This window comes from Marinobacter sp. EN3, from assembly GCF_000475315.1.
Taxonomy (GTDB): Bacteria; Pseudomonadota; Gammaproteobacteria; order Pseudomonadales; family Oleiphilaceae; genus Marinobacter; species Marinobacter nauticus.
Genome location: NZ_AXCC01000063.1, coordinates 181,572 through 207,513, shown reverse-complemented (window position 1 = coordinate 207,513; position 25,942 = coordinate 181,572). Strand labels below are relative to the sequence as shown.

General features: G+C 59.6%; 25 protein-coding genes. 12 read left to right on the top strand and 13 right to left on the bottom strand.

The window, feature by feature from the left end; translation table 11 throughout:
- Nucleotides 1-40 precede the first annotated feature (40 nt).
- From Q675_RS34770 to Q675_RS34755, 4 genes are all read right to left on the bottom strand, one after another.
- A complete protein-coding gene (locus Q675_RS34770; RefSeq protein WP_011783695.1) occupies nucleotides 41-610 on the bottom strand; it encodes a TMEM165/GDT1 family protein in 570 nt (189 codons plus the stop codon).
- Nucleotides 611-840: 230 nt separating this feature from the next.
- Nucleotides 841-2,232, bottom strand: coding sequence for a DHA2 family efflux MFS transporter permease subunit (locus Q675_RS34765; RefSeq protein WP_011783694.1), 1,392 nt, complete (start codon nucleotides 2,230-2,232; stop codon nucleotides 841-843).
- 3 nt (nucleotides 2,233-2,235) lie between these two features.
- Nucleotides 2,236-2,661, bottom strand: coding sequence for a MarR family transcriptional regulator (locus Q675_RS34760; protein ID WP_011783693.1), 426 nt, complete (start codon nucleotides 2,659-2,661; stop codon nucleotides 2,236-2,238).
- Nucleotides 2,662-2,823: 162 nt separating this feature from the next.
- Nucleotides 2,824-4,107: an MFS transporter gene (locus Q675_RS34755; protein ID WP_022991835.1), complete on the bottom strand. Its 1,284-nt coding sequence runs from the start codon at nucleotides 4,105-4,107 to the stop codon at nucleotides 2,824-2,826.
- A gap of 245 nt (nucleotides 4,108-4,352) precedes the next feature.
- On the opposite strand from Q675_RS34755, the gene Q675_RS34750 reads away from it, so the two are divergent.
- The 4 genes from Q675_RS34750 (at nucleotide 4,353) to Q675_RS34735 (ending at nucleotide 9,180) form a co-directional block, all read left to right on the top strand.
- A complete protein-coding gene (locus tag Q675_RS34750) occupies nucleotides 4,353-5,255 on the top strand; it encodes a helix-turn-helix transcriptional regulator (protein WP_014420089.1) in 903 nt (300 codons plus the stop codon).
- 9 nt (nucleotides 5,256-5,264) lie between these two features.
- On the top strand, nucleotides 5,265-7,025 hold the full coding sequence (locus Q675_RS34745; protein ID WP_023011970.1) for an ExeM/NucH family extracellular endonuclease: 1,761 nt from the start codon (nucleotides 5,265-5,267) through the stop codon (nucleotides 7,023-7,025).
- 96 nt (nucleotides 7,026-7,121) lie between these two features.
- On the top strand, nucleotides 7,122-8,012 hold the full coding sequence (locus Q675_RS34740; RefSeq protein ID WP_011783689.1) for an alpha/beta fold hydrolase: 891 nt from the start codon (nucleotides 7,122-7,124) through the stop codon (nucleotides 8,010-8,012).
- Between the two features lie 124 nt (nucleotides 8,013-8,136).
- Nucleotides 8,137-9,180 (top strand): AraC family transcriptional regulator, encoded by a 1,044-nt coding sequence (locus tag Q675_RS34735; RefSeq protein WP_011783688.1) that lies wholly within the window; start codon nucleotides 8,137-8,139, stop codon nucleotides 9,178-9,180.
- 1 nt (nucleotide 9,181) lies between these two features.
- On the opposite strand, the gene queE is transcribed toward Q675_RS34735, so the two are convergent.
- Together queE and queC are read right to left on the bottom strand one after the other, a co-directional pair.
- Nucleotides 9,182-9,838, bottom strand: a complete 657-nt coding sequence (queE, locus tag Q675_RS34730; protein ID WP_011783687.1) for a 7-carboxy-7-deazaguanine synthase — start codon at nucleotides 9,836-9,838, stop codon at nucleotides 9,182-9,184.
- Nucleotides 9,838-10,503: a 7-cyano-7-deazaguanine synthase QueC gene (queC, locus tag Q675_RS34725; RefSeq protein WP_011783686.1), complete on the bottom strand. Its 666-nt coding sequence runs from the start codon at nucleotides 10,501-10,503 to the stop codon at nucleotides 9,838-9,840. The genes queE and queC overlap by 1 nt, the downstream gene beginning before the upstream one ends.
- A gap of 152 nt (nucleotides 10,504-10,655) precedes the next feature.
- Here queC and Q675_RS34720 point away from each other — a divergent pair, with 152 nt between their 5' ends.
- Nucleotides 10,656-11,168: a hypothetical protein gene (locus Q675_RS34720; RefSeq protein ID WP_011783685.1), complete on the top strand. Its 513-nt coding sequence runs from the start codon at nucleotides 10,656-10,658 to the stop codon at nucleotides 11,166-11,168.
- On the opposite strand, the gene Q675_RS34715 is transcribed toward Q675_RS34720, so the two are convergent.
- Nucleotides 11,137-11,373 carry a hypothetical protein gene (locus tag Q675_RS34715; RefSeq protein ID WP_014420082.1) on the bottom strand — a complete coding sequence of 79 codons (237 nt, stop codon included), beginning with the start codon at nucleotides 11,371-11,373 and terminating at the stop codon, nucleotides 11,137-11,139. The two genes, Q675_RS34720 and Q675_RS34715, sit on opposite strands and share 32 nt — an antisense overlap.
- 551 nt (nucleotides 11,374-11,924) lie before the next feature.
- Here Q675_RS34715 and Q675_RS34710 point away from each other — a divergent pair.
- Nucleotides 11,925-12,197: a hypothetical protein gene (locus Q675_RS34710; protein WP_031209774.1), complete on the top strand. Its 273-nt coding sequence runs from the start codon at nucleotides 11,925-11,927 to the stop codon at nucleotides 12,195-12,197.
- 34 nt (nucleotides 12,198-12,231) lie between these two features.
- On the opposite strand, the gene Q675_RS34705 is transcribed toward Q675_RS34710, so the two are convergent.
- From Q675_RS34705 to Q675_RS34695, 3 genes are read right to left on the bottom strand one after another with little or no spacing between them, the layout of a single operon-like run.
- A complete protein-coding gene (locus Q675_RS34705) occupies nucleotides 12,232-12,645 on the bottom strand; it encodes a response regulator (protein ID WP_011783682.1) in 414 nt (137 codons plus the stop codon).
- A 26-nt stretch (nucleotides 12,646-12,671) separates the two neighbouring features.
- A complete protein-coding gene (locus tag Q675_RS34700; protein ID WP_022991825.1) occupies nucleotides 12,672-13,217 on the bottom strand; it encodes a hypothetical protein in 546 nt (181 codons plus the stop codon).
- Nucleotides 13,207-16,755 carry a 7TM diverse intracellular signaling domain-containing protein gene (locus Q675_RS34695; RefSeq protein WP_023011968.1) on the bottom strand — a complete coding sequence of 1,183 codons (3,549 nt, stop codon included), beginning with the start codon at nucleotides 16,753-16,755 and terminating at the stop codon, nucleotides 13,207-13,209. The genes Q675_RS34700 and Q675_RS34695 overlap by 11 nt, the downstream gene beginning before the upstream one ends.
- 101 nt (nucleotides 16,756-16,856) lie before the next feature.
- On the opposite strand from Q675_RS34695, the gene Q675_RS34690 reads away from it, so the two are divergent.
- Complete coding sequence (locus tag Q675_RS34690; RefSeq protein ID WP_023011967.1) at nucleotides 16,857-17,948, top strand: hypothetical protein; 1,092 nt, start codon at nucleotides 16,857-16,859, stop codon at nucleotides 17,946-17,948.
- Between the two features lie 26 nt (nucleotides 17,949-17,974).
- Here Q675_RS34690 and Q675_RS34685 read toward each other — a convergent pair whose 3' ends face one another.
- The 3 genes from Q675_RS34685 to Q675_RS34675 form a co-directional block, all read right to left on the bottom strand.
- Complete coding sequence (locus tag Q675_RS34685) at nucleotides 17,975-18,202, bottom strand: hypothetical protein (RefSeq protein WP_022991822.1); 228 nt, start codon at nucleotides 18,200-18,202, stop codon at nucleotides 17,975-17,977.
- Nucleotides 18,203-18,364: 162 nt separating this feature from the next.
- Nucleotides 18,365-19,651 (bottom strand): EstA family serine hydrolase, encoded by a 1,287-nt coding sequence (locus tag Q675_RS34680; RefSeq protein WP_011783677.1) that lies wholly within the window; start codon nucleotides 19,649-19,651, stop codon nucleotides 18,365-18,367.
- A gap of 71 nt (nucleotides 19,652-19,722) precedes the next feature.
- Entirely contained in the window at nucleotides 19,723-20,946 is a 1,224-nt protein-coding gene (locus Q675_RS34675) for a sensor domain-containing diguanylate cyclase (protein ID WP_023011966.1), read from the bottom strand.
- 135 nt (nucleotides 20,947-21,081) lie between these two features.
- Between Q675_RS34675 and Q675_RS34670 the strand changes: the two genes are divergently transcribed.
- From Q675_RS34670 to Q675_RS34650, 5 genes are read left to right on the top strand one after another with little or no spacing between them, the layout of a single operon-like run.
- The gene (locus Q675_RS34670) at nucleotides 21,082-21,462 is read left to right on the top strand and encodes a c-type cytochrome (protein WP_023011965.1); all 381 of its coding nucleotides are present in this window, start codon (nucleotides 21,082-21,084) and stop codon (nucleotides 21,460-21,462) included.
- 2 nt (nucleotides 21,463-21,464) lie between these two features.
- Nucleotides 21,465-22,874 (top strand): D-arabinono-1,4-lactone oxidase, encoded by a 1,410-nt coding sequence (locus tag Q675_RS34665; RefSeq protein ID WP_011783674.1) that lies wholly within the window; start codon nucleotides 21,465-21,467, stop codon nucleotides 22,872-22,874.
- Nucleotides 22,875-22,876: 2 nt separating this feature from the next.
- On the top strand, nucleotides 22,877-24,181 hold the full coding sequence (locus Q675_RS34660) for a DSD1 family PLP-dependent enzyme (protein WP_023011964.1): 1,305 nt from the start codon (nucleotides 22,877-22,879) through the stop codon (nucleotides 24,179-24,181).
- A gap of 60 nt (nucleotides 24,182-24,241) precedes the next feature.
- A complete protein-coding gene (gene ybaK, locus Q675_RS34655; protein WP_023011963.1) occupies nucleotides 24,242-24,712 on the top strand; it encodes a Cys-tRNA(Pro) deacylase in 471 nt (156 codons plus the stop codon).
- A 4-nt stretch (nucleotides 24,713-24,716) separates the two neighbouring features.
- A complete protein-coding gene (locus Q675_RS34650) occupies nucleotides 24,717-25,910 on the top strand; it encodes a cation:proton antiporter (RefSeq protein WP_023011962.1) in 1,194 nt (397 codons plus the stop codon).
- The last annotated feature ends 32 nt before the right edge of the window (nucleotides 25,911-25,942 follow it).

Genomic DNA, 25,942 nt, shown 5'->3' with positions numbered 1-25,942 from the left:
CCGTAACAACATTTCTCACACTCAATGACCGGCGTCCGGCTCAGGAGTTCATTACCGTGGCCCAGACCGTCACCACGGCCAGGGCCACAAACAGAATACTCGCACTGATTCGCGCCATGGCCAGAGGCAGGCGTTCCATCAGCCAGCGACCCGCCATGATAACCGGCACATTGGCCAACAGCATACCCACCGTTGTACCCATGATAACCCAGAACGTGTCGGTATACCGTGCGGCCAGGACCACCGTGGCAATCTGGGTTTTATCACCAATTTCCGCCAGGAAGAACATGATGGTCGTGGCCATAAAGGCACCCATACCCAGGAATTTCGAGTCCTCCGAATCATCCTTGTCTGGAATTAACAGCCACAGGGCAATGGCAACAAAGCTGACGGCCAGGATCCAGGGCAGCCAGGCCTCCGGAATCCATTGCGCAACCCAGGCGCCCAGCCAGGCGGACAGGGCATGGTTAAGAACGGTAGCAATCAGAATCCCGAGGATGATAGGGGTACGTTTGGCGTATCTGGCAACCAGAAAGAGAGACAACAGCTGGGTTTTATCGCCAATTTCAGCGATGGCAACGGCAAGCGTCGAAGCGAGAAAAGCATCCATTCAGCAGAACCTCAGGGCGGAGACAATTCAGACATGAGACAGCCCACCTTCCGCCCATTGGAGGTGATCTGCCTCAGGTCTTGCCAGTTCCTGTTCAGGAACACGATGGCCATGCAGATTGAGCTGCAAGTATGTTGACCACCGTCTGCCCCGGATCACCGGTGCAGAGGCTACTCCCCCGAAGGTGCGGCCATAGTAATGAATAGCGGCAAACAAGGCAACTCCCGGCCTCAGGCCCGCATTTTCCAGATCGGCACCGCCGCCAGCGCCACGCATACCGCAACCAGCCACCAGGCCGAGGCAAAGGCTGAAACGGTTGGCAGCCCGCCTTCGTGTTCGCCGAACTCGATGGTGAGGGCAACGATATTCACCCCGAGCGCACCACCCAGCTGACGGGCGAAATTGATCGTACTGGAACCTGCACCCAGCTGTTCCGGCGCGAGCGGGTTCAGAGCTCCCGTCGACAGCGCCGGCAACATAAAGCCTATACCGATTCGGCCCACAACTGCCCACAATGCCAGCCAGACAAACCCGACCAGCGCCCCGGTAGCGGCAAACAACACCGCCGAACAGGCAAACATGGCAATGCCAAACAACACCAGCCCACGGGCACTGCGTTTGTCGGCAAGCCGGCCGGCGACGGGGAACACCATGCCCAGTACGACGCCTGCGGGTAACATCAGCAAGCCCGCTTCTGTGGCCGAGAAGCCCAGCGAAGTCTGCACAAATAACGGGATCAGATAGGTAGAGCCGAACAGCGCCAGACCCAGTGCCATGGCGCCCAGGGTTGCGTACAGAAACACCGGCTCTCGCAGTAACGCCAATCGGACAAGCGGATGGGCGGCACGACGTTCACGTACGATAAATCCAATAATCAGAATCGCAGCCAATGCGCCCTGCCAGGCAATACGCACAGAGTCTCCGGGCCAGTCCTGCAGACGGTTAAGCGTTTCCAGGGTGACCGCAACCGCGGCCCCCAGCAGAACCATACCGGACAGATCGAACATGTAGGGAGCCGGACGGGACCGTGGTGACGGCAGAAAGCGCAAGGCCATCCACACACCCAGCAGGGTGACCGGAGCCGGGGCAAACATCACCCAGCGCCAGTGGAACTGATCCACCAGAAAACCACCGAGGACCGGGCCCAGAGCCGGCGCGAGAATCACACCCATGCCATAGATGCCCATGGCGCGGCCGCGCTGGTCCGCCGGAAAAATCCGGAACACCAGATACATGCCCATGGGCTGCATCAACCCGGCCATGGCCCCTTGCCCAATTCGGGCGGCAATCAACAATTCTGGCGTGGGCGCCAAGCCACCGGCGAGGGAAATCAGCGTGAACATGGCCATGGCGGTACTGAGGGTCTTGCGGACACCGAAGCGGTCCAGCAGCCACGCCGAAGCCAGCATGGTGGTGGTCATGGCGGCAATGAAACCGGTCGCCAGCCAGTGAACCTGGCCCTGGCGGATACCGAACTCCACCATGATATCGTGCAGGGCAACGTTGACCACCGTGGCACTGAGCACCGTGGCCATGGTGCCGAGCACCACGGTAAGCACCGCCAGCCAGCGCCAGCGGTCACCATATCGGGCCCGCAGGCCCTCTACGGATTGATCAGCCAAGACTCACTTCTGCTTCTCGGCGTTTTCCATGATCTTGTGGAAAACCTTGAGCGATGCCTCAATGTCTTTGTCGGAAATGCCGTCAAGCATCTCCTCTCGGAGCGTGGCCGCGCGCTCGGACAACTCATCCATGAACTCGACACCGGCCTTGGTCAGGTGAAGGCGACGGGCGCGACGATCGTTGGGGCATGGGCGGCGCTCAATCAGCCCCTGTTGCTCGAGACTGTCCAGCAAACGTACCAGGGTCGGGTTTTCAATGGCCATCAGGCTGGCCAGTTCGCGCTGGGTCAGGCCTTCACCACCTTGCTGCAGATACACCATGGTGCTCCAACGCGCCTGGGTAACACCCAGATCTTTCAGGCGTTCATCGAGCATTTTGCGCCAGCGGCGGGTTACCCGGGCAACAGCAAACGGAAACTGATCTCTCATGGTTCATTACTCCTGATGGTGATCCGGCATGGGACAAGCAAACGCCACCCCGAAAACCGACAAAAGACTTACCTTATTGGAAATTCACCAATAGTAAGCTAACCATTGAAATAAAAACAGATGTGAAGACAAAAATATAATTGGGGAAAACCGAAAGCTGCGTCAACCGGCCTGACGCAGCTCCTCCTGCATTTCTTCCACTTCCGGTGATTCGTGAAACTCGGTGTTCCGGGGATCCATCTCGGTCAGCACCGGTGAGGTTTCCGGCATGGCCGGAACGAAATGCTCCTGCTCTTCCACCGGAACATCTTCGGTGTGGCTGATGCGGTAGCTGGTAATCACCGCCAACACCAGAAGGAACCCCGCATTGCCATAGAACAGGCCAGCCGGACCCAACAGGCTGATCAGCTCCGCCATGGCAATGGGGCCGATGACACTGCCAATACCGTAACTCAGCAGCAAGGTCGCACTGGCCGAGACTATCCGGTTGCTGTCCATACGGTCGTTGGTGATCGCCACGGCAATCGGATAGATAGTGGCCGACAGGCCGGTGAACAGCCCTACCAAAAGCGTGAGTAAGGCCAGGTTGCCGGCGCCAAGCACCGCCACACCGCCCGCGGAAGCCGACGCGGCCACCGCCACCCAGAACATGACCCTGCGCCGGTCAAAACGGTCGCACAGCCGTCCCAGCGGCCAGGCCAGAAGCATGGCCGCCACAATCGCGCTGGCCATAAAGGTAGAGGTGCGCGCCACATCCAGGCCAACCAGCGTGGCGTAAACCGGCCCAAGGGCATAGAAGCCACCGATCATCACCCCACAGATCAGCGCCCCGGCAACGCCCGAAAAAGATTCGCGCGCCAGCTTGAACACCGACATGCGGCTGGCCTGTTCAATAACCGGCGCCTCCATCCGGGTCAAAGACAACGGAATCAATGCCAGCGTCAGCAACATGGCCGCCAGCGAGAACGGCAGGAAGTTGGCCGGGTCACCGACATTGACAATCAACTGGCCGCCGGCGGCCGAAAGATAGAAGACAATCTGATAGACCGCGAAGAGTGCGCCGCGATTCGCGTTGGTGGCCCGACTGGAAAACCAGCTCTCAATGACCACCAGCACCCCGGCAATGCTGAAGCCGGACAGCACCCGCAGCACGGCCCAGAACACCATGGAAATAGCCATCGGATACATCAGGGCGGTGACCGCCGCCATGGCTGCGAACACCGCAAAGGCACGGATGTGACCCACCCGGCCAATAATCTTGTGCACATACAAGGTGCCAAGCACAAACCCGATGGAGTAGCACACCAGCACCCAGCCGATCACATCTGGCGAAACCTCTTCAATACTCAGGCGAATGCCCAACAGAGTCATCAGAAAGGCGTTGCCACTGACCAGAAGGACAATACTGAGTATCAGCGCTGATAAAGACGCAACCATTCGGGTCATCGGAATTCTGCCTGTCGCGATTACAGTGGGTAACAAAAAGAAAAGATAGCAACATTATAGATTGTCTGCTGGCGAGCATTTAACCAACCTCTTTATAGCCGCGCCACTAGGGAGTTGCCGAGACCCCGAGCCCGCACTGGCAGGCCATTTGACAATGTTTTACATTAATGGGTCGTAACAGACCCGATTGGCGGGAGCAGGTAACATATTTGCCATGCAATCTACTGGACCGTGAGCGCCTGGTTATGAAGAAAACGGACTGGCCCATTCGTTGGGATTTACTGCTTCGCTATCGCCTGATCGAGATTATCGCCCTGTGGGAGGGTCGGCTGACCACCAACCATATCTGTCACAGCTTTGGTATCGGTCGACAGCAGGCTTCCAAGGACATCAATACTTATCTTCGTGAACTGGCTCCCGGCAATCTGGTCTACGACCGGCACCTGAAAGGCTATGTCCCCTCTGACAATTTCAAGCCGGTGGTCACCCGGGGCGCCGTATCCGAGTATCAGGATCTTCTGGCCCGCCAGCAGAATCTGAGTGATACCTTCTCCGATCTTGAACTGGGCCTGCCCGGCAACGCCGTCATCCCGGAGGCCGCCCGCCATATAGAACCGGAAGTTATGCGGGCCGTGGTGACCGCTACCCGTTATCATCGCCAGCTGAAGGCGAGCTACGTATCACTGAGTCGCCCGGAAGCCGCCGAAAGTGTGCTGGAACCCCACGCTCTGGTCTGTTCCGGCAACAGCTGGCACGTTCGGGCATGGTGCAGCGCCAACCGGGAATTCCGGGATTTTGCCCTGAGTCGCTTCCACGGCCGTATTGAAGCCCTGCGTCAAAAAGCCCGGCACAACGCCCAGCAGGATGACGACTGGCAGCGGCAGGTGACACTGGAGATCACCCCGGACCAGCGCCTGACCGAAGCCCAGCAGAAGATCATCGCCCGCGACTACGGCATGACCAATGGCCTGCTGCACATCGAAACCCGAGCAGCCCTGGCACCCTATGTGCTGTCCAGACTGGGCATCACCTACGAAAACAGCCACCCAGACCCATTGGTTCAGCAGCTAGAACTGGCCAACCCGGACCAGCTCGGTTTTGGCAGCAAACGCGAACGGGCACTCAAGGCGGTGGCCGGTCTCTGCTAGACTGGCCCCGTGACCAGACCGCTCCAGACCTTTACTGCCCTTTTTTGCCTGGGGCTCGTGGTATCGGCGACGCCACTCCAGGCGCATGCCGATAACCGCTGTGGAGCTTCCGCTACGCCCATCCATCAGGTACAGGGCAGCGGCAACCAATCCCCACTGATCGGCCAAACCGTGACCGTAGAAGGCATTCTTGTACTGGATGCCCGAAAACCTGGCGGCTTTTCCGGGTTCTATCTGCAGCAGGCCGATCACCAGACCGATGACAATCCAGCCACCTCAGAAGCACTGTTTGTCTATACCCGCAAAGCCGGTGGCACCGTGGGTCAGCGGGTGCGGGTTACCGGCACCGTCAAGGAGTTTCACGGCCTGACCGAACTGGCACCGGTGCACAGCCTTTCAGTCTGCGGCCAGGCACCCCTGCCAGCGCCGATCAACGTATCGCTACCCTGGTCGCAACCACCCGAAAGCCTGGAAAACATGCGGGTGCGTTTCGACGAGCCCCTGACGGTCATCGATAATTACAACCTGGCCAGGTACGGCGAGCTGGCATTGGCGGCCAGCGATCAGGTGATTGCCACAGAACAGTTAGCGCCAGGTCCGGCTGCCCGCACACTGGAACAGCAAAACCTGGCGCAACGGATAACCCTGGACGACGGCCTGGGCAAGCAAAACCCGACGCCGGTGCCCTGGCTATCAGAACGCGATACCGTTCGGGCCGGCGATATCGTGTCAGAACTGGAGGGCGTACTGGATTACCGCTTTGGCCAGTGGCGGGTTCAACCGGGCGCTGTACCACGTTTCCAGGCCCGTAACCCCAGGCCACAAGCGCCGACCAAATCAACGGACAGTATCCGGATCATGACCCTGAACCTGCAGAACTACTTCAATGGCGACGGGCAGGGCAAGGGCTTTCCCACGCCACGGGGCGCATCATCGCTCGAGCAGTTTCAGACCCAGAACCGTAAACTCGCCCGAACCATCCAGGACGCGCACCCAGACATCCTTGCCGTGACCGAACTGGAAAATGACGGCTACGGCCCAGACAGTGCGGCGGCTGGCCTGGCCCGGACGCTCGGCGCTGATTGGGCAGTCGTACAGACGCCGGGCCGGGACGGCAACGATGCCATCCGCACTGCTTTGCTCTATCGGGAATCCCGGGTCCGCCCCACTGGCCCGGCTTACAGGCCCGGACCAGGCGAACTTCCAGGCGCGTCCCGCCCGCCACTTGCCCAGGCATTCCGTGCCCGGGGAAGCGAGCTGACGTTCTGGGTGGTGGTACCACATCTGAAATCAAAATCCTGCCGACATGCAGCGGCCCGAGAGCAGGATCAGGGCGACGGGCAGGGCTGCTACAACCGGCAGCGGACCCTCAGCGCCAACGCTATCGTGATCTGGCTCCAGGCGCTGGCCGGAGATCCCGAAACCACACCCGTACTGATTACTGGCGATCTCAACAGCTATGCCCGCGAGGCGCCGGTCGAACGGTTCCAGGAAGCAGGTTTCACCAGCCTGGTACACCAGTATTACCCTTGCCTGCCAATGCAGTGCGAGCACTATACCTACCGGTACCAGGGCCAGAAAGGTACCCTTGATTACGCTCTTGCCAGCCCGGCACTGATGCCTTGGATTGAGCAGGCGCAAATCTGGAACATCAACGCTGATGAGCCCCGGGCGCTGAGCTACCGTCAGACCCCGGATCAGTCGGGCCCGTGGCGATCGTCTGACCACAATCCCGTGCTGACCGATCTGAAACTCACTCCCACCCGCTGACTTGCTGCACCGCCTCCGGAGTCCGGCAGCCGGGCAATAGCGCACGGCCCGCGCCGCGTTAAACTGACAAGGCATTCACAGTAATGAGGTATGCCCGTGGCATCGATCCCTGTACCCGATCTCTGGCCCATGGCCCGAACCGGACAACGCTGGCTGCTCAGAGCCAAACGCCGGGAAGCCGGTGTGGACGGTCATCGCATGATTTTTCTGGAACGCGGCCGGCCCGGCCCGGGGCGTCCGACCCTGGTGCTTATCCATGGCTTTGCCTCCATGAAGGAGAACTGGGCGCTCTGGATGCAGAAGCTGCCTTCGGACTGGCATCTGCTGATTCCGGACCTGCCGGGGCTGGGCGAAAGCCAGTATCAGCCCGCGGCCAGCTATCGCTACGAACGCCAGGCAGAGCGGCTGAGGGACTGGCTGTCTGAATACCCGGGCGACAACCTGCATCTGGCGGGCAGTTCCATGGGCGGTGCCATTGCCGCGATCCTCGCCCATAAGCTGAACCAGCCACCCCGCTCGGTCACACTGCTCAATAGTGCCGGCATTCCGGAACACCCGGATGTGGATATCAACGCGCCCTTCAAGTCTGATCGCGATGCCATTCTTATTCCTGGCGACTGGGCCGGCGTTTACCGCATGTTCAACAGCGTCGGGAATGGCAAGCCCACGGTACCCGGGCTGGCCATGACCGGCCTGCTGGGTCCTGACCTGCTAAAACGGCAAGCATCGCTACGGCATATTTTCAACGATATGCTGGCCGATGCCCTGGCCCCCGCGCGATTTCTTGGCCCGGACACTCCACCACTGCAAGTGCAATGGGGTGATCGCGACGTGATCACACCAACCCGTTGCGTAGACTGGTTTCGTACCGCCACACCCAATGCGGAAGTTCACGTGTTCCCGGGTGTCGGCCACCTGCCCATGCTGGAACGCCCGGGCCAATCCGCCAGGGTGTTGCAGGAGTTTGTTCAACGACAGGCGAGATAAAGCAATTGGCCTCTCTGGCCCATTGACCCGTCAGCGAAGTCATGGGGCTCAACCGTGCAAAGCGCCATAATCGGTTCCAACGAGCTCCCTTACATAACAACAACACACGCTGACGAGGAACATCATGCGCGCCTCTGTTTCCAATTCTCAGGATCTGGGCATGCCGGCCATCTACCTGCATACCCTGGCTGAGCTGCTTCATACCATTGGTGTTGATGAGCGGGATCTGATTCTGAGAGTCGGGCTGGATCCCACCCGGCTCAATTCCACCGAACTTCGGGTCAGCCAGGCCCAGGCCAGCGAGTTTGTGACCCGGGCCATCATTGAAAGTGGTGAACCTGGACTTGGTATCCTGCTGGCAAGGGAACTCAAGCTGCCCCTGCACGGTGCACTGGGTACCGCTGTCATGAGCAGCCGCACGCTGGCCGAGGCTCTGGAGCTGATGACCCGTTATCTCACCTTGCGGGCACCGCATCTGAAGGTAGAGAAGCGAGTCGCAGGCAGCAATGTCTGGTACGCGGTCAAATGCGATATCGAGCTGGGCCCGTTGCAGGGATTCGTTCTGGATGCCGTGCTGTTCGGCTGCGTTTCCATGGGGGCACAACTCACTGGCAGCCCGGTGCCCGGGACACAGGTTTTGCGCCGGGGCCCGGAACCCAATCACTTTCACCGGTTCCGACGCTCCATCGGGGTGCCGGTGGACTACGGCGCCAGTGAAGATGCCCTGGTGATTCCTGCCAGCCAGCTCAATCTGCCTGTGCAGTTCAGTAACGATCAGTTGGCGATCAGTTCGCGGGAACAATGCGAAACGGCACTGAAACAACTAAAAGAAGATGCCGGGTTTGCCTGCCGTGTTCGACGGGTGATCGAAACCAGCCACCCGTTTCCGCCAAAACTGGCCCGGGTGGCCTCTACCCTGTATGTTTCAGAGCGCACCCTCAAACGCCGGCTGCAGGAAGAAGAAGCCAGCTTCCAGGCCCTTGTGGACCAGGTCCGCCTGGAGCGCGCACGGGATCTGCTGGCCAGCACCACCATGAATCTGAGCCAGATTGCCGACAGCCTGGGCTATGCCGACGCCGCCAATTTTACCCGGGCGTTCAAACGCTGGACGGGGCTGAGCCCCAGCCACTTTCGCAACCGGGAACTGCAGACCGCTGAAACCGCCTGACTCAGTCGATACCCAGAATCTTGTGCATCTGCAAGGTTAACCGCCATTGCGGATGCGCCAGGCAGTAGTCCGTGGCTTTGCGGGTATTGCTTTGCTTGATGGCATCCGGCCCACCCTCCGGCACAGACGGTGAGGCCATGGGTGACAGGAAGTAATGCCTCGCCCGGATGTGCAGAAATCGCTCCGGTGGCGCCAGCGGCTGCGGGTAGACCAGCTTCAGCTCATCACACTCAGCAATGACCACCTCGGCATCGGCTTTCGGGCTGACACACAGCCAGTCGATACCTTCGGGCGCAGGCAATGTGCCATTGGTTTCCACCCCAACCTCAAACCCGGCCCGGTGAAAGGCCCTGATCAAAGGCTCATCCAGTTGCAGCAGAGGCTCACCGCCGGTACAGACCACATAGGGCCGGCCAGGAGCATCGGGCCACAGTGACCGGATATGGGCGGCCAGGGCCTCCGGGGTGTCGAAGCGGCCGCCATTCTGGCCATCGGTACCGACAAAATCTGTGTCGCAGAAATTGCACACCGCATTCGCCCGGTCTTTCTCACGCCCCGTCCAGAGATTGCATTTGCTGAACCGGCAGAACACCGCCGCGCGTCCAGCCTGGGCGCCCTCACCCTGGAGAGTGTAAAAGGCTTCCTTGACGCGGTACATCAGGCAAGACGCTCGTAGGCCAGTGGATCGGTGACGCCATTGGCGGCAAAGGCCTCCAGCCGCTCGACGCAGGAACCACAACGCCCGCACGCCTTGTCGCGGCCGTTGTAGCAGGTCCAGGTCTGGCTGTAATCGAGGCCCAGCTTGAGCCCTTCTGCCAGGATCTGGCCCTTGTCCATGGCCATAAAGGGTGCCTCAATGCCTACGGGCTCGTAGTTGGCCACCCGGCACACGGCATCCATCTTTTCAACAAACTCCGGCCGGCAATCCGGGTAAATGGCGTGGTCCCCGCCATGGGCCCCATACCAGACCGCGCCCGCTCCGGTGGTCACCGCATACCCGGTCGCCAGCGATAACAGGATCATGTTGCGGTTGGGCACCACCGTGGCTTTCATGGTGTCTTCTTCATAATGGCCTTCAGGCACCTCGATGTCGGACGTCAGAGACGAGCCGGACATCACCTCACTCATGGCACGGATATCAATCACTTTGTGGGGGATACCTTCAGCCCGGCAAACGTCGGCGGCCACATCCAGTTCCCGCACGTGGCGCTGGCCATAGTTGAAGGACAGGGCATGTACCTTGAGCCCCCTGGCGCGGGCCAGGTGCAACAGTGTGAAAGAATCCATACCACCGGAATAGATAACGACAACGGAGTCAGTCATGAGGGGTCAGCACCAGTTTTTCAGAAGGGTGTGTCATCGGGCTTTTACAAAGCGTGGCCATATTGTAACAGTGACAAACCGAGTTGGGTTCGCGTCCTGGCAAGATCAGGGGTAAACTCGAAAGAAAACGACAAAGCACCAGCACCGATTCAATGAGCTCAGACTTCAGCCCGGCCTTTATTGACTTTGAGGCGTCCAGCCTCGACCTGATCGCCAGCTACCCGATTGAGGTAGGCATCTGCATGCCCGACGGGGCACTGCACAGCTGGCTGATTCAGCCCCATGTGCTCTGGCAGGACTGGTCTGAAAGCGCGGAAACCATTCACGGAATTTCAAGGCAACGGCTGTTGCAGGAAGGCATGCCGGTTAGCGAGGTGGCTCAGCAATTAAACGAGTTGTTGCCGGAGCAGGTATTCTGTGACGCCTGGACCTTTGACAGCTTCTGGCTACACAGGCTGTTCCGGGCCGCCGGTGAGGTTCCGGCGTTTCAACTGGAATCCATTTCCATGCTGCTCGACCCGGACCAGGTACGCCACTGGTCAGGCATCCGCCAGCAGGTGATTGCCGAACTCGGGCTGCCCGTGCACCGGGCAGCCAACGATGCACTCATCCTGCACAAAACCTGGGAACGGGTTATTTGCCGGGGCGAAGCCGCAGTGCAATAACTTCCAGGCCATCTCGGATGGTATGAAGTGTCCAGTAGGTGGCCAGTGCCATCAGCGCGGCACCAGTAACCGTAAAGGACAGGTTCTCACCCACCACTTGCCCCTGCGCCATCACCAGATAAACGGCAACCGCGACAATCAGGGCAATCTCGACAATAAAATCAGAACGGAACTTGTTACGGGCAGGTCCGGGTTCTTCGGGCATTTTCTTCGGTTTCAACCTCTGGATATCAATTGGATAACTGGATGTATTGAGTGATTGAATTATCGCCAAAGCCGCCATAGATGGCTGTACGAAGTAGTGGCTACGAACTTTCCGAGATGGCAAAAAAAACGCAGCCCAACGGGCTGCGTAGAAAGGAGAGATCCATCCGATACCTGCCAGGCAGGTACCGCGGATTGCACAACGTAAAAACACGTGACAAGGCAAAGTATGAGGATTTCCCGCCGGTGCGTCTGTACGGGTTTGCCGAATGAACAGGGCTATTGCAAACCGTCCAATTGCCGATACACTGATGACTGAACCGAATCCACAGAGCCGATATGACCAGGATGATTTCAAAGCACACCGTATACTCAGCCGCCGGTTGCCAGATTGGGCAGGCCGTGCGTGCCATGGTGAAAGACAGCTAACGGCTTTCGGTCAGTCCCGGGAGCCGTTGCGGTAACCGGGGCAGCTTCTCCGCCAGACCCCGGTTGCCTGTGAGGCTCCGGGGTTTTCTGTTTTTGCAGCCGCAAAACGACAAGGAGAACATCATGAGAAGACATCCGACATCACGTGCAGCGAACCAGCCCATGGCCAATCGTCAGGCTCCGATCAAGCGCCCGGAGAAGCTGCCGCTGCTGGATGCAATCTGCAAGAAACTCAATCAGCGAGTCAATCTGGATGACGAGCAGCGGGTGCTGGGTCTGTATGAGCGGGGCTGGATTTTCAAAGGCGTACTCAGCAATCTGGACGGCGCCGAAGCCCGATATGTCCGGGCTCTTGCGACCCGCTACAATTCCTGGATTGCCCGCCAGGTAGCCTGATCAGACGTGCCGCCAAAGCCGCAGGCTGAACCGGTCAATGATGCCGGTTCAGCCCATCCATCATCGACAGATCACCGCCATGGACCATGGCGTAGTTGTTCACCACATCGTAAATCTTTTCCTGGGAGTAGGGCTTCACCACATAGCCATTCGCGCCGGCACTGATGGCACGTTGAATACTCTCAATGGAATCGTCTGCGGTGACCAGCACAATATGCTGGTTCTCCCGAACCTGTTTGAAACGGGTCATCAGTTCGTGACCGTTACCATCCGGCAGTCCCAGATCCAGCAGAATGATCTGGAACTCACTGGCCTCGAACGCCGCCCTGGCAGAGGCAGCATCCGCACATTCAGACACGCTGGTAGCACCGGCTTTGTAAAGCATGTCGACCAGACGCTCCCGCATCACCGGCTCATCTTCGACCACCAGTACTCTGAGATCACTCATTACACTCTCCTGTTCTGTGCCCTGGCTCAGTAGGTATCGTTGCCGGTTCGGCGCGGCAAGTCCAGAGGTGCGGGCCCGGGGCGGACATCAACCGGTTCATCACCGGCGGGCCCGCCATGGTCACCGACGGACGGTGGCGCGGTCACCCGGGTGAGAATATTGGCAATGCTGACTGCCGTTGTATAGAGGGAAATGGAGACAATCAGCAGTACCGGCTGCACAAAGGCCACAAAGCCCGGAATCTCCGAGTTCCCGGTCATACTCAGGATCAGGATGATGGCCGGCCCAAGGACCACGAACAGCGTCAGGGCAATAAAAAACACAATCCGCTCTTTGTAGCGCCCCAGATCGCGATTGGTCACCAACCCCAGCACAAACTTGCCGATAGCCAGGCCGGCCAGAATCGCCGCAGCAATACTCAGGTCGGGCCGCATCAGGGACTGGTACAGGTTGCCATCCCAGAGCCGCTGCATGGCAATGACAAGAAACGGAAACAGTACGAACAGTATGTCGGCGTATGTGCCATACATCATGCTCAGGGAATAATGTTCCTGTTTTTGGTTATCGCTCATTGGCCTGTTCCTTTGTGGTTTTCGACGACCTCTGGTGGCCCTCAAGGGCCCGGTCAATCATGGCGTTCAGGGTGGTCAGTTCCTGTCGAATCATCCCCCTCTCTCCGGGGCTTGAGCGTACACATCGCTCAAGTATCCCTGCCTGTTCTGTCATCAACGGATAGCCCATGGCACCGGCGGTGCCCTTGATCTGATGGCTCTCGGACTGCAATTGCTGCAACTGTCCCTGGGCCAGTGCGGCTTCCATGCGACGCTTTCGCTCAGCCAGGCCATCCAGGAAACGGTTCACCAGCGGACTAATGTCATCGTCAACCGCCTCGCCGACCCATTGTTCCACCGGCAGATAGCGATCCAGCAGGGCCTGCAGGTGGGCATGGTCAATGGGTTTGTTCAGCACCCCGTCGCAACCGGCCTCCAGCAAGGCTTCATTCTCTGCCTGATCACCAGCGGTAAAAGCAATGATCGGCCGCCGGAAGCCCGCCTGGCGCAAAAGCAGGGTGGCCGCAACGCCGTCCATGCCGGGCATGTGGCGATCCATAAGCACCAGTTTCACGGTTTCCGACAGGGCCCGGCGAACCGCCTCTTCCCCATTGGTCACCAGCAAGGGCTCTGCGCCGGTGCGGCGGAGCATCCGCTCCACCAGCCCACGGTTATCATCGTTGTCTTCGGCCACCAGCACCTTACCGCTGTACCGGTGACCCGAACCCACCGCCGTTTCCGCCGACAACGCCAGGTAACGGGCCAATACCTCGTAAAAGCGCTGCTTGTCGATGGGTTTGGCCAGGTGATCATTGCATCCCGCCAGACGATATTCAGCGATATCCTCGGCCATGACATTGGCCGTAAGCGCAACCACCGGGGTGTTAACACCTGCTTCCCGCAACGCCAGGGTGGCATCCCGGCCATTCATCACCGGCATCTGGATGTCCATCAGAATCAGATCGAAGTGCTCGCGGGTGGCGCGCTCCAGGGCTTCCGCGCCATTACTGACATGCACCAGCTCGGCACCGGTGCGCCCCACCAGCAACGACACCAGCCGGCGGTTTACATCGTTATCCTCGGCACAGAGGATGCGGCCCGACAACCGGGGCGCCATGACCATGGCAATGGCCCGGCGCCGCTGGCTGAATTCCGAGGCATCCCGCAGGAAATGAACCTGCGCGAGTTCACCGGTGCTGATGCACACTTCAAATTCACTGCCTTCACCATAGGTGCTGGACACCCGGATATCGCCGCCCAGCAGTTCCGCCAGCCTCCGGGATATACTGAGGCCGAGCCCCGTGCCGCCATACTGGCGGGAAATTGCGGTGCTGCCCTGGGCAAAGGGGTCAAACAGACGGTCCAGCTGTTCAGGCTTCATGCCAATCCCGGTATCCACCACCCGGGCGTAAAGCTTCTCGGCGCCCCGGTCACAGCGAATAATCAGGGAGATAGACCCATTTTCCGTGAACTTCAGGGCATTTCCGCACAAATTAATGATAATTTGTCGGTAACGGGTTGGATCGGTCCGGATCTTCTCGGGCAGGGGATAATCGCAGATGATACTGAAATCCAGGCCCTTTTCCCGGGCCCGGGGGGCGAAGAAGGCGCGGATTTCATCCAGTAACTCCGGCAGATTGACCGGCACCACATCAACATCCAGCTTGTTGGCGTCGATCTTTGAGTGGTCGAGGATATCGTTCACCAGCTCCAGCAGGTGACGCCCGCTGCGAACCACCGTTTCAGCACTGCTGCGTTTCTCGGTTTCGTTCAGATCCGGGTCCAGCAGGGTTTCGCCATAGCCGATGATTGCCGCCAGCGGGGTCCGGATTTCATGACTCATATTGGCCAGGAACTGGCTCTTGGCCTGAGCGGAATTCCGGGCCAGCTCTTTTTCAAGCCGCTCCTGCTCCCGCTCCCGCTCGATCTGCAGGCGCTGATGGCTCTCGGTGGCGTCAATACAGGTGCCTTCGAGATGCATGGGCAGGCCCTCGGCATCATACACCGTGTGCAGGGAAATGGTGGCCCAGCGCTCCTCGCCCTGACGGGTCAGGTAACGGGCCTCAATCCCCTTGACCGTGCCCCGGGCTTCCAGTTGCTCGACCACCAGGCGCCGCAACCGCTCGTCGGCAATGCAGGTTTCCAGCACATCCGGGTTTCGCACCAGCAGCTCACGGCTGCTGCTGTAGCCCAGCAACTCGGCCATGGCCGGGTTGGCGGTTACAAACCGCCGTTCCGGTGACATCTGGAACACGCCCTCAATGGCGTTATCAAACAGTGACTGGTAACGCCTCAGGTTCGCCAGAGCGCGCTGGTTCCAGGCCAGGGCCTCGCCCTGAACCTGCTTGATTCGGTCAGCCAGGGCAAAGGAAAACAGGATGATCTGGGCCGTCAGGCCGAACTGTGGCGAATAGCTGGTAAAGGTATTCAGCGGCAGGTAACCCATCACCGTCAGCGCATAGATACCAAACCCGATCAGGGCCAGGGTCCAGGCAAAGAAATAAGAGCGTGCTGCCGGGTTGTAATAGCGCCAGGACAGATAACTGACCACAATCAGAATGATACTGAGCAGAATCGAGCCGACCACAATCCATTCCATGGCCACCGAATAGGGCATGAAAAACGACAAACCAAAGGTGGTGACGACAGAGGTCAGACATAACCGGAGTACATGATCCAGATCGGGCGAGCGTTGCCGGGTTTCCAGCAGCGAACGGGCCATTAACAGGCCAAAGAACCAGGTCAGAATAATCTGGAAATGGAGGTATTCCTTGTTGAGCAAGGCTGGCCGGCTATCCAGCAACTGAACCCCGTGCACCTGTTCGGTACCGATGAATACCGCCGCACATACCAGGTAGAGCACGTAGTAGATGTTGCTGCGCTCCCGCACCGACACCGCCACAAACAGGTTGTAAGCCAGGATAGCCAGGATGGCACCCAGCAGCAGCCCGCGCACGGCTTCGTCGATGGAAACCTTTTCTATGTAATTGTCCGGGTGCCAGAGGGTAATCGGCAGGCGGAAGGTGTTGGTGTTGGTAATGCGCAGGAAAACCGTGGTGACGGTGTCTGGCGACAATCTGAGCCGAAAGGTCGGGTTTGGCACGGCCAGATCCCGGTCGTCCCAGCTGTCCAGATACCCGGTCTGGCGTTGTTCCACCAGTTGCCCATCCCGAACCAGATACAGCCGAACGTCGTCCACCAGTGGCAGCGCCAGCTCCAGTATCCAGTCCGAGCGGGAGGTTAAACGGCGGGTGCTCAGGTCAAAGCGAGTCCAGTAGGCGGAGCCGGTATAACCGAAGTTGAGTACGCCACCCTGATGACGGGTCAACCTGTCCTCGCCTGCGGCGCGAACCTCGTCAATCGTCAGTGACTGCTCAGGATCTTCCAGGTACCAGAGGCACTCGCCCAGATCCGGAATGCTACCGGTGTTGTGATCCAGCATGATCTGCCCATCCCGGCAGGCATTCTGGGCCTTCGCCACAGATGGCAAAACCAGAACGGCCAGAAACAGGAGAAGAACCACCGTCCGCACCGGGATATGGGCAAACCGTTGCTGCAAAATGTGATCTCCGCGCGGGTAGCTGCGTGCTTTATCGTTTATTGTCAGCACTCGTCACTTTAGCCGTTCACACGCTTTTTCGCACCCCGGGGTCACCTGAAATGAGACATTCCTGCCTTTTTGCTGCTGTTTCACTCACGTTACTGACACTCAGCGGGTGTCGGGTCGACAGTGGCGGCGATTCCTCGTCGACGTTAAATCCGGCCAGTAATGTCGATCTCACCTTCAGCACCTTCGACCTGGCAGATACAGACCGTGCCCCGAATACTCTGAGCAAAACCCGCTTTGCTGACTTCTATCCCGGTATCGAGCCGAACGGCGCGGACCAGACCGTGGAGTACCAGGCAACGGCTGCCGACATCCGTCGCCATATCGACCGGTTTATCGGTGCCGAGCCTACCAGCGACGGAAAAAGCTACCGCAAGGTCCGTAACCCTCTCGATCTGATGAATCAGGTGATCAGCGTAGGGCGCGTTGATAATTTTGATGAAGGGCGGGGCTATATCCGCAGGCGCATTGAAGCCGATGAATCTGGGACCTATAACTCCAGGGCCAACCAGGCCTCCATCCGATTTACCGATCAGGCTGCAACCCTTGAAAACCGACCTCTGAATGCCCGGGAATGGCGTTATCAGACCCTGGACTGGCGTTACCAGGCTGGCAGCGAAACCGGGCATGTTTATCGAACTATCCAGCACGTTGCCCGCAGCGTTGACGCCGAAGACCGGGATAAACAACCACAACTGCTGAGCGTTCTCGCAGGCTCGAGGTTCAGTGCAGCGTCATTCAGCGCCATTGGCTACAACCAGCCGGAATACGCAACAGCAGACTACGTGTCACGGGATTACGGCGGCATCGAACTGCGCCAGGAATTCATCGGAACTACCCAGAAAGATACCTTGTATATTAAAAGCCCGGAGCAGGCGGTCATCGATTTCAGTCGACACGGCTTCAATATGGAGGACGACAGCCCGGACTGTCTCCGCATTGAACTGGATTACGGCATGAGCACGGTCCATCTGTTCGTCTCCAACGACGAACCGGCAAGAATTCCGGATCCGGAGGAAGATCCAGCCGATTACGAGAACGCCGATGACATTCCAACCGTCAGCAATCCGGCAAACTGTGCCAATCAGCCGGAAACGGAATTCCTGATGTCCTGGAATGCAGAATCAACACCTGACCGACAGTAGCAATCGTCTCTGCAGAACCGGGCCGGTTACAGGTCCCAGTTCTGCAGAAAGCCCTTTTTTCGGCAGATCATCCGTTCGTATGTGGAAATCATGATGGCTGCGTGGGGGGCTTTGGTCAGGCGCAGGGTTTCAATACGACGTTCCAGGCGCTGCACCTCATCGCAGATCTGCTGCTGCACGTGGGAACGAACACTGTCGTGCTGATCAAGCTTGACGCTACGCTGCTCAGGCGGGGGAAATTGCGGCTTTTCCATAGTTAACCTCGTCCAATGAGTGTGGAAAACATCCTTATTGACTGTTGCCAAGTGTGCCGAACTGTCAGACAAAGTGCAATTACAATGAACAAGCTTTCACTTTTTTTGACAGATTCTGGCTTCAGGCCTTGAGCGCCAAGGCCTGAAGCCTTAATGAATCACTCAGGCTGCCACCAGTCTCCGCTGGTTTTCCGGCAACACCGGGAACTGTTTGCAGACAGTGTAGACGAAACGGGCCAGGGCCGGTAAGTGATGGCCCACAATCGGAAAACCGGTGTTCAACAAGCTGACGGAAATGTCCCGGGCCGGGTCCGCCCAGCACAGTTTATTGATCAGCCCGACATGGCCAAACGCATAACGGCTTTGCTGGCCCCAAAGGCCAACAGGATTGCTGCCCAGCATCATGCCGGCACTGAATCGCATGGGCACCAGCATGGTCCTGTCCATCTGCAGTGAGCCAAATTGCTGGATGGCACGGCGAACCGTGAGTTCGCTGCAGATGCGCTTGCCATCCCAACTGCCACCATTGAGCATCATCTGGAAGAAGCGCCCCATTTCTTCGGCCGTGCCGCACAGATTTCCGGCGGGGATCACAGCCTCCTGGAAGCGGGGGTCGTTGGTGACTTTCTCCACCGTCCGGATATCACCGCCCAAGGCGCGGTTCACCACCCAGGACACCGGAAACCGGGGTGTCGGCCCGGTCGCATAATTGCTGGCGAGCTCGTGCAGGTGTTCTGGAGCAATGCCATAGGTAAACCATTTCATCCCCATGGGTCGGCGCAGGTAGCGATCCAGGTAGCTTTCGATAGTGTCGCCGGTTACCTTTTCCAGAACACGCTGCAACACAAAGCCACCGGTAATGGCATGGTAGGCCACCTTGGCCCCGTCCACTTCGACTGGCTTGGCGGCGCACAGGAGCCGCCAGATTTCGTCGCGGTCCCAAAGCACGTCGATCGGGGTTTCCCGGGGTATCGCGGGGATACCGCCCCGGTGGGAGAGAATCTGGTGCACGGTAATCGTGCGCTTGCCGTTACGCGCGAATTCCGGGCAATAGTAGGACACCGGGTCCATCAGGTTGACCAGCCCCTGCTCGGACAACATATGCATCAGTAACGCGGTGACTGCTTTGGAGGCGGAAAAGAAACAGATCGGGGTGTCGGTGGTCATGGGAATGCGCGGCAACGAGGCCGGATCGTGAGGACCATTACCCCGGGCGTGCCCGATCGACCGGTGCAATACCTGCTCCCCCCGATAACGCAGTGACAACTGAATACCGGGATGCACACCCGTTCTGTAAAGGGCCTCAACACTGCGCCAGACGGCTTCGGCGGCATTGCTGTCGAGCCCGACCCGATCCGGATGTTCACCGGCGGTGTCGCAAAATGTCACCGGGTTCAGGTCCCGAGGCACATTACAGGTATGCAGGGCACGGCGGGCGAGTGAATGCATGATAAACGCCTTATCAGTCTTGTTATTGGTTGGTGCGCCAGAGGTTTTTCGAACGGGGCCGGAAAACGTGACTATCTGAAACCATTATGGACTGGCTGAACCGCCTGTGCCATGGCGATACAGTTCCGACCCTGTTTTTTGGCCCGATACATCGCCTTGTCGGCGGCAGCGCAAAGTGCATCCAGGGTATCGCCATGGTCGGGAAAGACCGCCACGCCAATACTGATGGTCAATCGAATGTTGTGGTCGGATTCCAGGGCCACCGGCTGATTACAGACACGCTGGCGCAACCGCTCAGCCGTTTCCTCAGCTTCGGCAACGTCCATTTCTGGCAGAATAAGGACAAATTCCTCGCCCCCGAAACGGCCCAGGGTATCAACGCTGCGAACGCTGTCCTCGAGCAGACTGCTGATGGAACAGAGCACGGAATCCCCTGCAGCGTGGCCCCAGGTATCGTTGATTTCCTTGAAGTGGTCAAAGTCGATCCACAATAACGCGAGGGGACGGTTGTACCGGCGCGCCCGCTCCAGCTCTTCGATCAGCACCCGTGAGCACTCCCGGCGGTTGAGCACGCCGGTCAGTGAGTCCCGCGTCGCCAGTGCTTCGAGCTCATTTTCCAGCTGCTTGCGGTCGGAAATATCCAGAATAATGCCCTCAAGCACCATGGTGCCGTCATCATCCAGCACTCCGCAGCCCCGCTTCCAGACCCATATCTTCCGTCCGTCCTTGCGGGTAATGGCGTACTCGACGGAAAAAGACTCATCTTTACGGACCGCCGCTTCCACTTCCTGCGCGACCTGTCCGGCGTCTTCCTCATCCATCAGGGCCGCGTAGCTGGTGATTCGATTACGAATCAACTCCTCAGGTTGATACCCCGTGAGATCGGCACACCCGGCCGATACGAACAACATGGTCCAGTCTTCGTCGGGCAGACAGCGGTAGGCCATACCCGGCAGGTTATCCATCAGCACTGTCAGCTGTCGTTCACGCCGACGGAGCGCCCGGCGCTGATCAGATTGCAAGGACAGCAGCACGCGGTCCTTGTTGAGCTGGCGCAGAATCACCGTGAACAGCACCAGGCCGGTCACCACCACAAACAGGACCCCTTTCCAGGTCTGTACCAACGACAACATGCGGGCATCTGGAAACCAGAGCTCGACGATACGATCCGAGAAAGTAATCCAGATAAACCCGGCCACCAGATACACCAGTGTTGTCCAAAGCGCACGTCTTCGCGGACTGTGGCTTTCCTTCAGTCGGGTCAGCCCCGAATAATCCGGCCGTTCTGGCTGCATGCCAATTTCCTTGTCGCCTCAAGCTTCCTATACAAAAAATAGACAGTTACGACTCATGAGTCGAGAAGGATTTGCAGTTTCAGTCGGGATCGATGACACTAAACGTGACACATAATCGCGTTATGGATGACAAGGATGAGATTGCACCAGCATCTGACTCAGGCCGTTGTGGCCACTATTACCATCGGCCTGGCTGCCTGTAATGGCGGTCACAGCCCATCCGCTGCCATTCAGGCCCATGCCGCCAACAGCATCCCGGCGAGTCCGGAACTGGCCGCGGTCTACCAGCGGTCCTGCCAGGCCTGCCACGCCCGAGGCACCTCGGATGCCCCCTTGACCGGCCATGGCGAGGCCTGGCAGCCAAGGCTGGACAAAGGCATGAATGTTCTCGTGGATAACGTGGTCTCTGGCATGGGCGGGATGCCACCCTACGGGCTCTGTATGGACTGCAACGCCGAGCAGTTCCGCCAGCTGATCCGCTTTATGGCCACGCCTGCCGAAGCGGAGGGCCAGTGACAATGGAACGGCGCCATTTTCTGCAGTTACTGGTCAGCACTGCCATCGCCAGCCATCTGACCGGTGCCAACGCCAGGGAGAGCGCCTTACCGGCTGCGGGCGAGCTATCACAAAGTCCTTTGCCGTGGCGAAACTGGTCCGGCTCCCAGACCTGCCTGCCCAAAAACCGGGTTGCTCCGGCCAACATTGACGAGCTCCGGCATCTGCTGCAGAACTCTGAACATGCGGGGACTACCATAAGGCCCGTGGGGTCCGGGCACTCATTCTCGGCCCTGGTACCCACCGACGGCATTCTGGTCTCATTGGCGCGCATGACCGGTGTTCTGAGCCACGATGATCAGCAGTGCCAGGCCCGCATCGCTGCCGGAACCCTGCTGGGGCAGGTGGGCCGGCCGCTGGAGGCCATCAACCAGGCATTGTTCAACATGCCGGACATTGATCAACAGGCCCTGGGCGGACTGTTGGCCACTGCAACCCACGGCACCGGCGCCGGGTTGATGAGCCTGTCCGGCTATGTCGAGGCTCTCACCCTGATGACCGCCGGGGGCGAGCTGCTGGAATGCAGCCGGCGCCAGCACCCGGAGATTTTCCACGCCGCCCGGGTTGGCCTCGGCTGCCTGGGCATTGTGACCGACGTGACCCTGCAGAACACCCGACCTTACCGGTTGCGCAAGACCACCGAGTGGCTGCCACTGGACGACATTCTGGATGCTGCCGATGCCCGCGCCGACCAGCATCGCAACTACGAGTTCTATTACATTCCATTCTCCGGCATGGGGTTTACCAGCCAGCATGATCTGACCGACGAACCGGTATCGGCCACCGCCCAGCTGGACCAGAATGACGGTGCCCGGGATCTGCAGCGGGCGCGAGACTACCTGGCCTGGTCACCCCGATTGCGCCGGCTGATCCTGGGCGGCTATATCCGCACCCTGGATAAAGAAGTGAAAGTGGCCGCGTCCTGGCAGAACTACACCAGCGACCGCAATGTCCGTTTCAATGAAATGGAATACCACTTGCCGCGGGAAAACTGGCAGGCGGCCTTCCGGGAGATCGTGTCTGTGGTGGAAGCACAGTTTCCCGAGGTGTTCTTTCCCTTCGAGGTTCGCTTTGTGAAGGCCGACGATGCCTGGCTCAGCCCGTTTTACCAGCGCGATTCCGTCTCCATTGCGGTACACCGGTTCTTCGAGGAAGACTATCAACCCATGTTCGCGGCGCTGGAGCCGATTTTGCTGCGGCACGGCGGCCGGCCCCACTGGGGCAAGCTCAACACCCTCAAGTCCGGCGATTTCCGGGCCCTGTATCCCAGGTGGCAGGATTTTCTGGACGTGCGGCGCAGCCTGGACCCGGGCGGGCGGTTTCTCAATCCTTACCTGGCCGGCCTGTTCGAGACGGCCGGAGGGAGAGCGTAACCATGGCCCACAGCGATGCCTTTGTTCGACAACGCCGCCGGCTTCTGCTCGGCGCCACCGCCCTGGGTGCCGCCGGCGCCCTGGCCTGGTTGCGACCAGAAGCCCGCCGGGACGGACATAACCCCTATTTCCGGGCCCTGGACGCGGCCCTTTCCGAAGCCGGCCTGGCAACCCCCACGCTGGTGCTGGATCAGGGCGGGCTGGATTACAACCTGTCGGCCCTGAACAGCCATCTGAACGGCGAATACCATTACCGCATTGTGGTCAAATCACTGCCGTCACTACCACTTCTGCAACGGATCATGGCGGCCACCGGCAGTAACCGGCTGATGGTTTTCCACCAACCCTTTCTCAACACCGTGGCCGAGGCCCTGCCTCAGGCGGATGTGCTGATGGGCAAGCCGCTTCCGGTGGCCGCCGTTGACCGTTTCTACCGGCAGCTGACATCCAGCACCAGCGGTTTCCGGCCAGAACAGCAACTGCAATGGCTGGTGGATTCCCGGCAGCGGCTTGAGGCCTATGAAGGTTTTGCCCGGTCACAGCAACGCCGGCTGCGTATCAATCTCGAGATCGATATTGGCCTGCATCGTGGCGGGTTTACCGACACCGGTGACCTGGCTCGGGTCCTGACCATGATTGAACGCTCGCCCTGGCTCAGTTTCAGCGGGTTCATGGGCTACGAACCTCATATCATGAAAGCACCGGGGCCAGCGGCCTGGCTGCGGGACCGGGCCATGGCGCGGTATCAGGATTACGTGTCCACCGCCGAGCAACACCTGGGACGCTCACTGACAGACCTGACACTTAACACCGGGGGGTCCACCACCTATCAGCTCTATCGCAGGCTGTCCGGCGAGCTGCCCGTGAATGAGCTCTCCGCCGGTTCCGGCCTGGTAATGCCCACGGATTTCGACCTGCCAACACTGGCTGACCACCGGCCCGCGGCGTTCATTGCCACGCCGGTCCTGAAGCTGCTGGAAACCACCCGAATTCCCGGTGCACCCGGGCTGGGCCGTCTGCAGGCGCTGTGGAACCCGAACCGGGCCCGCACGGCTTTCATCTACGGCGGCAACTGGCCGGCAACGCCGGTGTCACCGGCAGGATTAACCGATAATCCGGTCTACGGCCGATCCAGTAATCAGGAAATGCTGAATTTCGCCGATGGGCTCGATCTGGCAGAGGGCGACCGGGTGTTCCTGCGGCCACACCAGAGCGAATCGGTCTTCCTGCAGTTTGGCGATCTGGCCGTCTTCGATCCGGCCAGGGGAGCCATCACCGACCGCTGGCCGGTGTTCCGGGAAGGATGAACTCGTTGGCGGCACATGCTTTAATCGGTGCTACGTTCGATCCAACCAACAGGAACCGTCATGACCCCCGCAATCAACGCCGCCAAACAGGCCCGGGTGAATTTCATCATCCACGAGTATGAGCACGATCCGGCTGCGGAAAGCTATGGCGAGGAAGCGGCGGAAAAAACCGGTGCAAACCCGGCCCAGGTGTTCAAGACCCTGGTGGTCAGCCTCGATGGTAAGAATCTGGCGGTGGGCATCGTACCAGTCACCGCCATGCTCGGATTGAAACAGATTGCCAAGGCCGCCGGCGCCAAGAAGGCCGTCATGGCCGACAAACAGCTGGTGCAGCGCACCACCGGCTATGTCCTGGGTGGGGTCAGTCCCCTGGGCCAGAAAAAACCTCTGAAAACCTTCATCGACCAGTCTGCCGAGGGCTTCGAAACGATCTTTGTCAGTGCCGGCAAACGGGGCCTGGAAATCGAACTGGCACCCGCCGATCTGGCCCGACTTACCCAGGCCCGGTTCGCTCCGCTGCAACAGGAGTAAGGGGGTGAATCACGCCAGCGACCTGATCCTTATCGGTAGCACCCTGCTGCTGGCACTCGCTGCGCACGCCGTGGGCCAGAAGGTACACGTGCCCCGGGTGACCCTGCTGCTGTTGCTGGGCGCCCTGGCTGGACCGGATCTGCTTGACCTGCTGCCGGATAACGCAGACCAGAGCTTCAGCCTGATTACCCAGTTAACCCTGGCGATGGTGGGTTTTCTGCTGGGTGAACGGATGTCGGCACGGGATCTCAGGCAGGGAAAAGAAGCGCTGATTGTCAGCCTGGCCGTCACGTTGCTGACCGCCATGGCCGTCATCCTGGCGGTCTGGGCCGTCACCGGCAACCTGCCGGCAGCTCTGCTGCTGGGCGGCATCGCCACCGCCACGGCACCGGCAGCGACCCTGGATGTCCTGCGCGAAGCGGGCGCCAACGGCCCGCTCACCCGGCTGGTGTTTCAGGTGGTCGCCATCGACGATGCCTGGGGCGCCATTCTGTTCAGTGTTCTGTTGGTGGCGGCCGGTCTGTTGCTGGGCAACGGCGACCTGAGCGGCCCCACGGCCATGTTGCACGGGCTCTGGGAAGTGGCAGGCTCGGTGCTGCTGGGTATGGTACTGGGGTTTCCCATGGCCTGGCTGACCGGGCGGCTACGGCCGGGTGAACCCATGCTGCTGGAATCCGCCGGGTTTGTCTTTGTCGCGGCGGGTCTGGCCAACTGGTTTGGCCTGTCGTACCTGCTGACCTGCATGACCCTGGGCATTGTGGTGGCGAACCGAGCCCGACATCACGTTCGGCCGTTCCGTTCCATCGAAGGCATTTCCGAGCCCTTCCTGGCACTGTTTTTCTTCATGGCCGGCTACCAGCTCGACTGGCTGGCGCTACCCACCCTCGGTGCGCTTGGCCTGGCCTATGTACTGGCCCGCATTGGCGGCCGTCTGGCCGGGGGATATCTGGGTGGCCTGCTCGCCGGCTCTGCTCCGGAAACCCGGCAGCGTATCGGCGCCTGCCTGATGCCCCAGGCCGGCGTTGCCCTGGGCCTCGCCCTGGTGGCCACCGAACGGCTGCCGGAGCTTGGCTACATTCTGCCGCTGGTGATTGGCGCTACGGTGGTATTCGAGTTGATCGGCCCGCCGATGACGCTGCTTCAGCTACGTAAGGCCGGTGAAACCGGACAGGGCTACCAGGAAGAGCCAGACGAATAAAAAACCCGGTGAGCCTCAAGCGCACCGGGTTT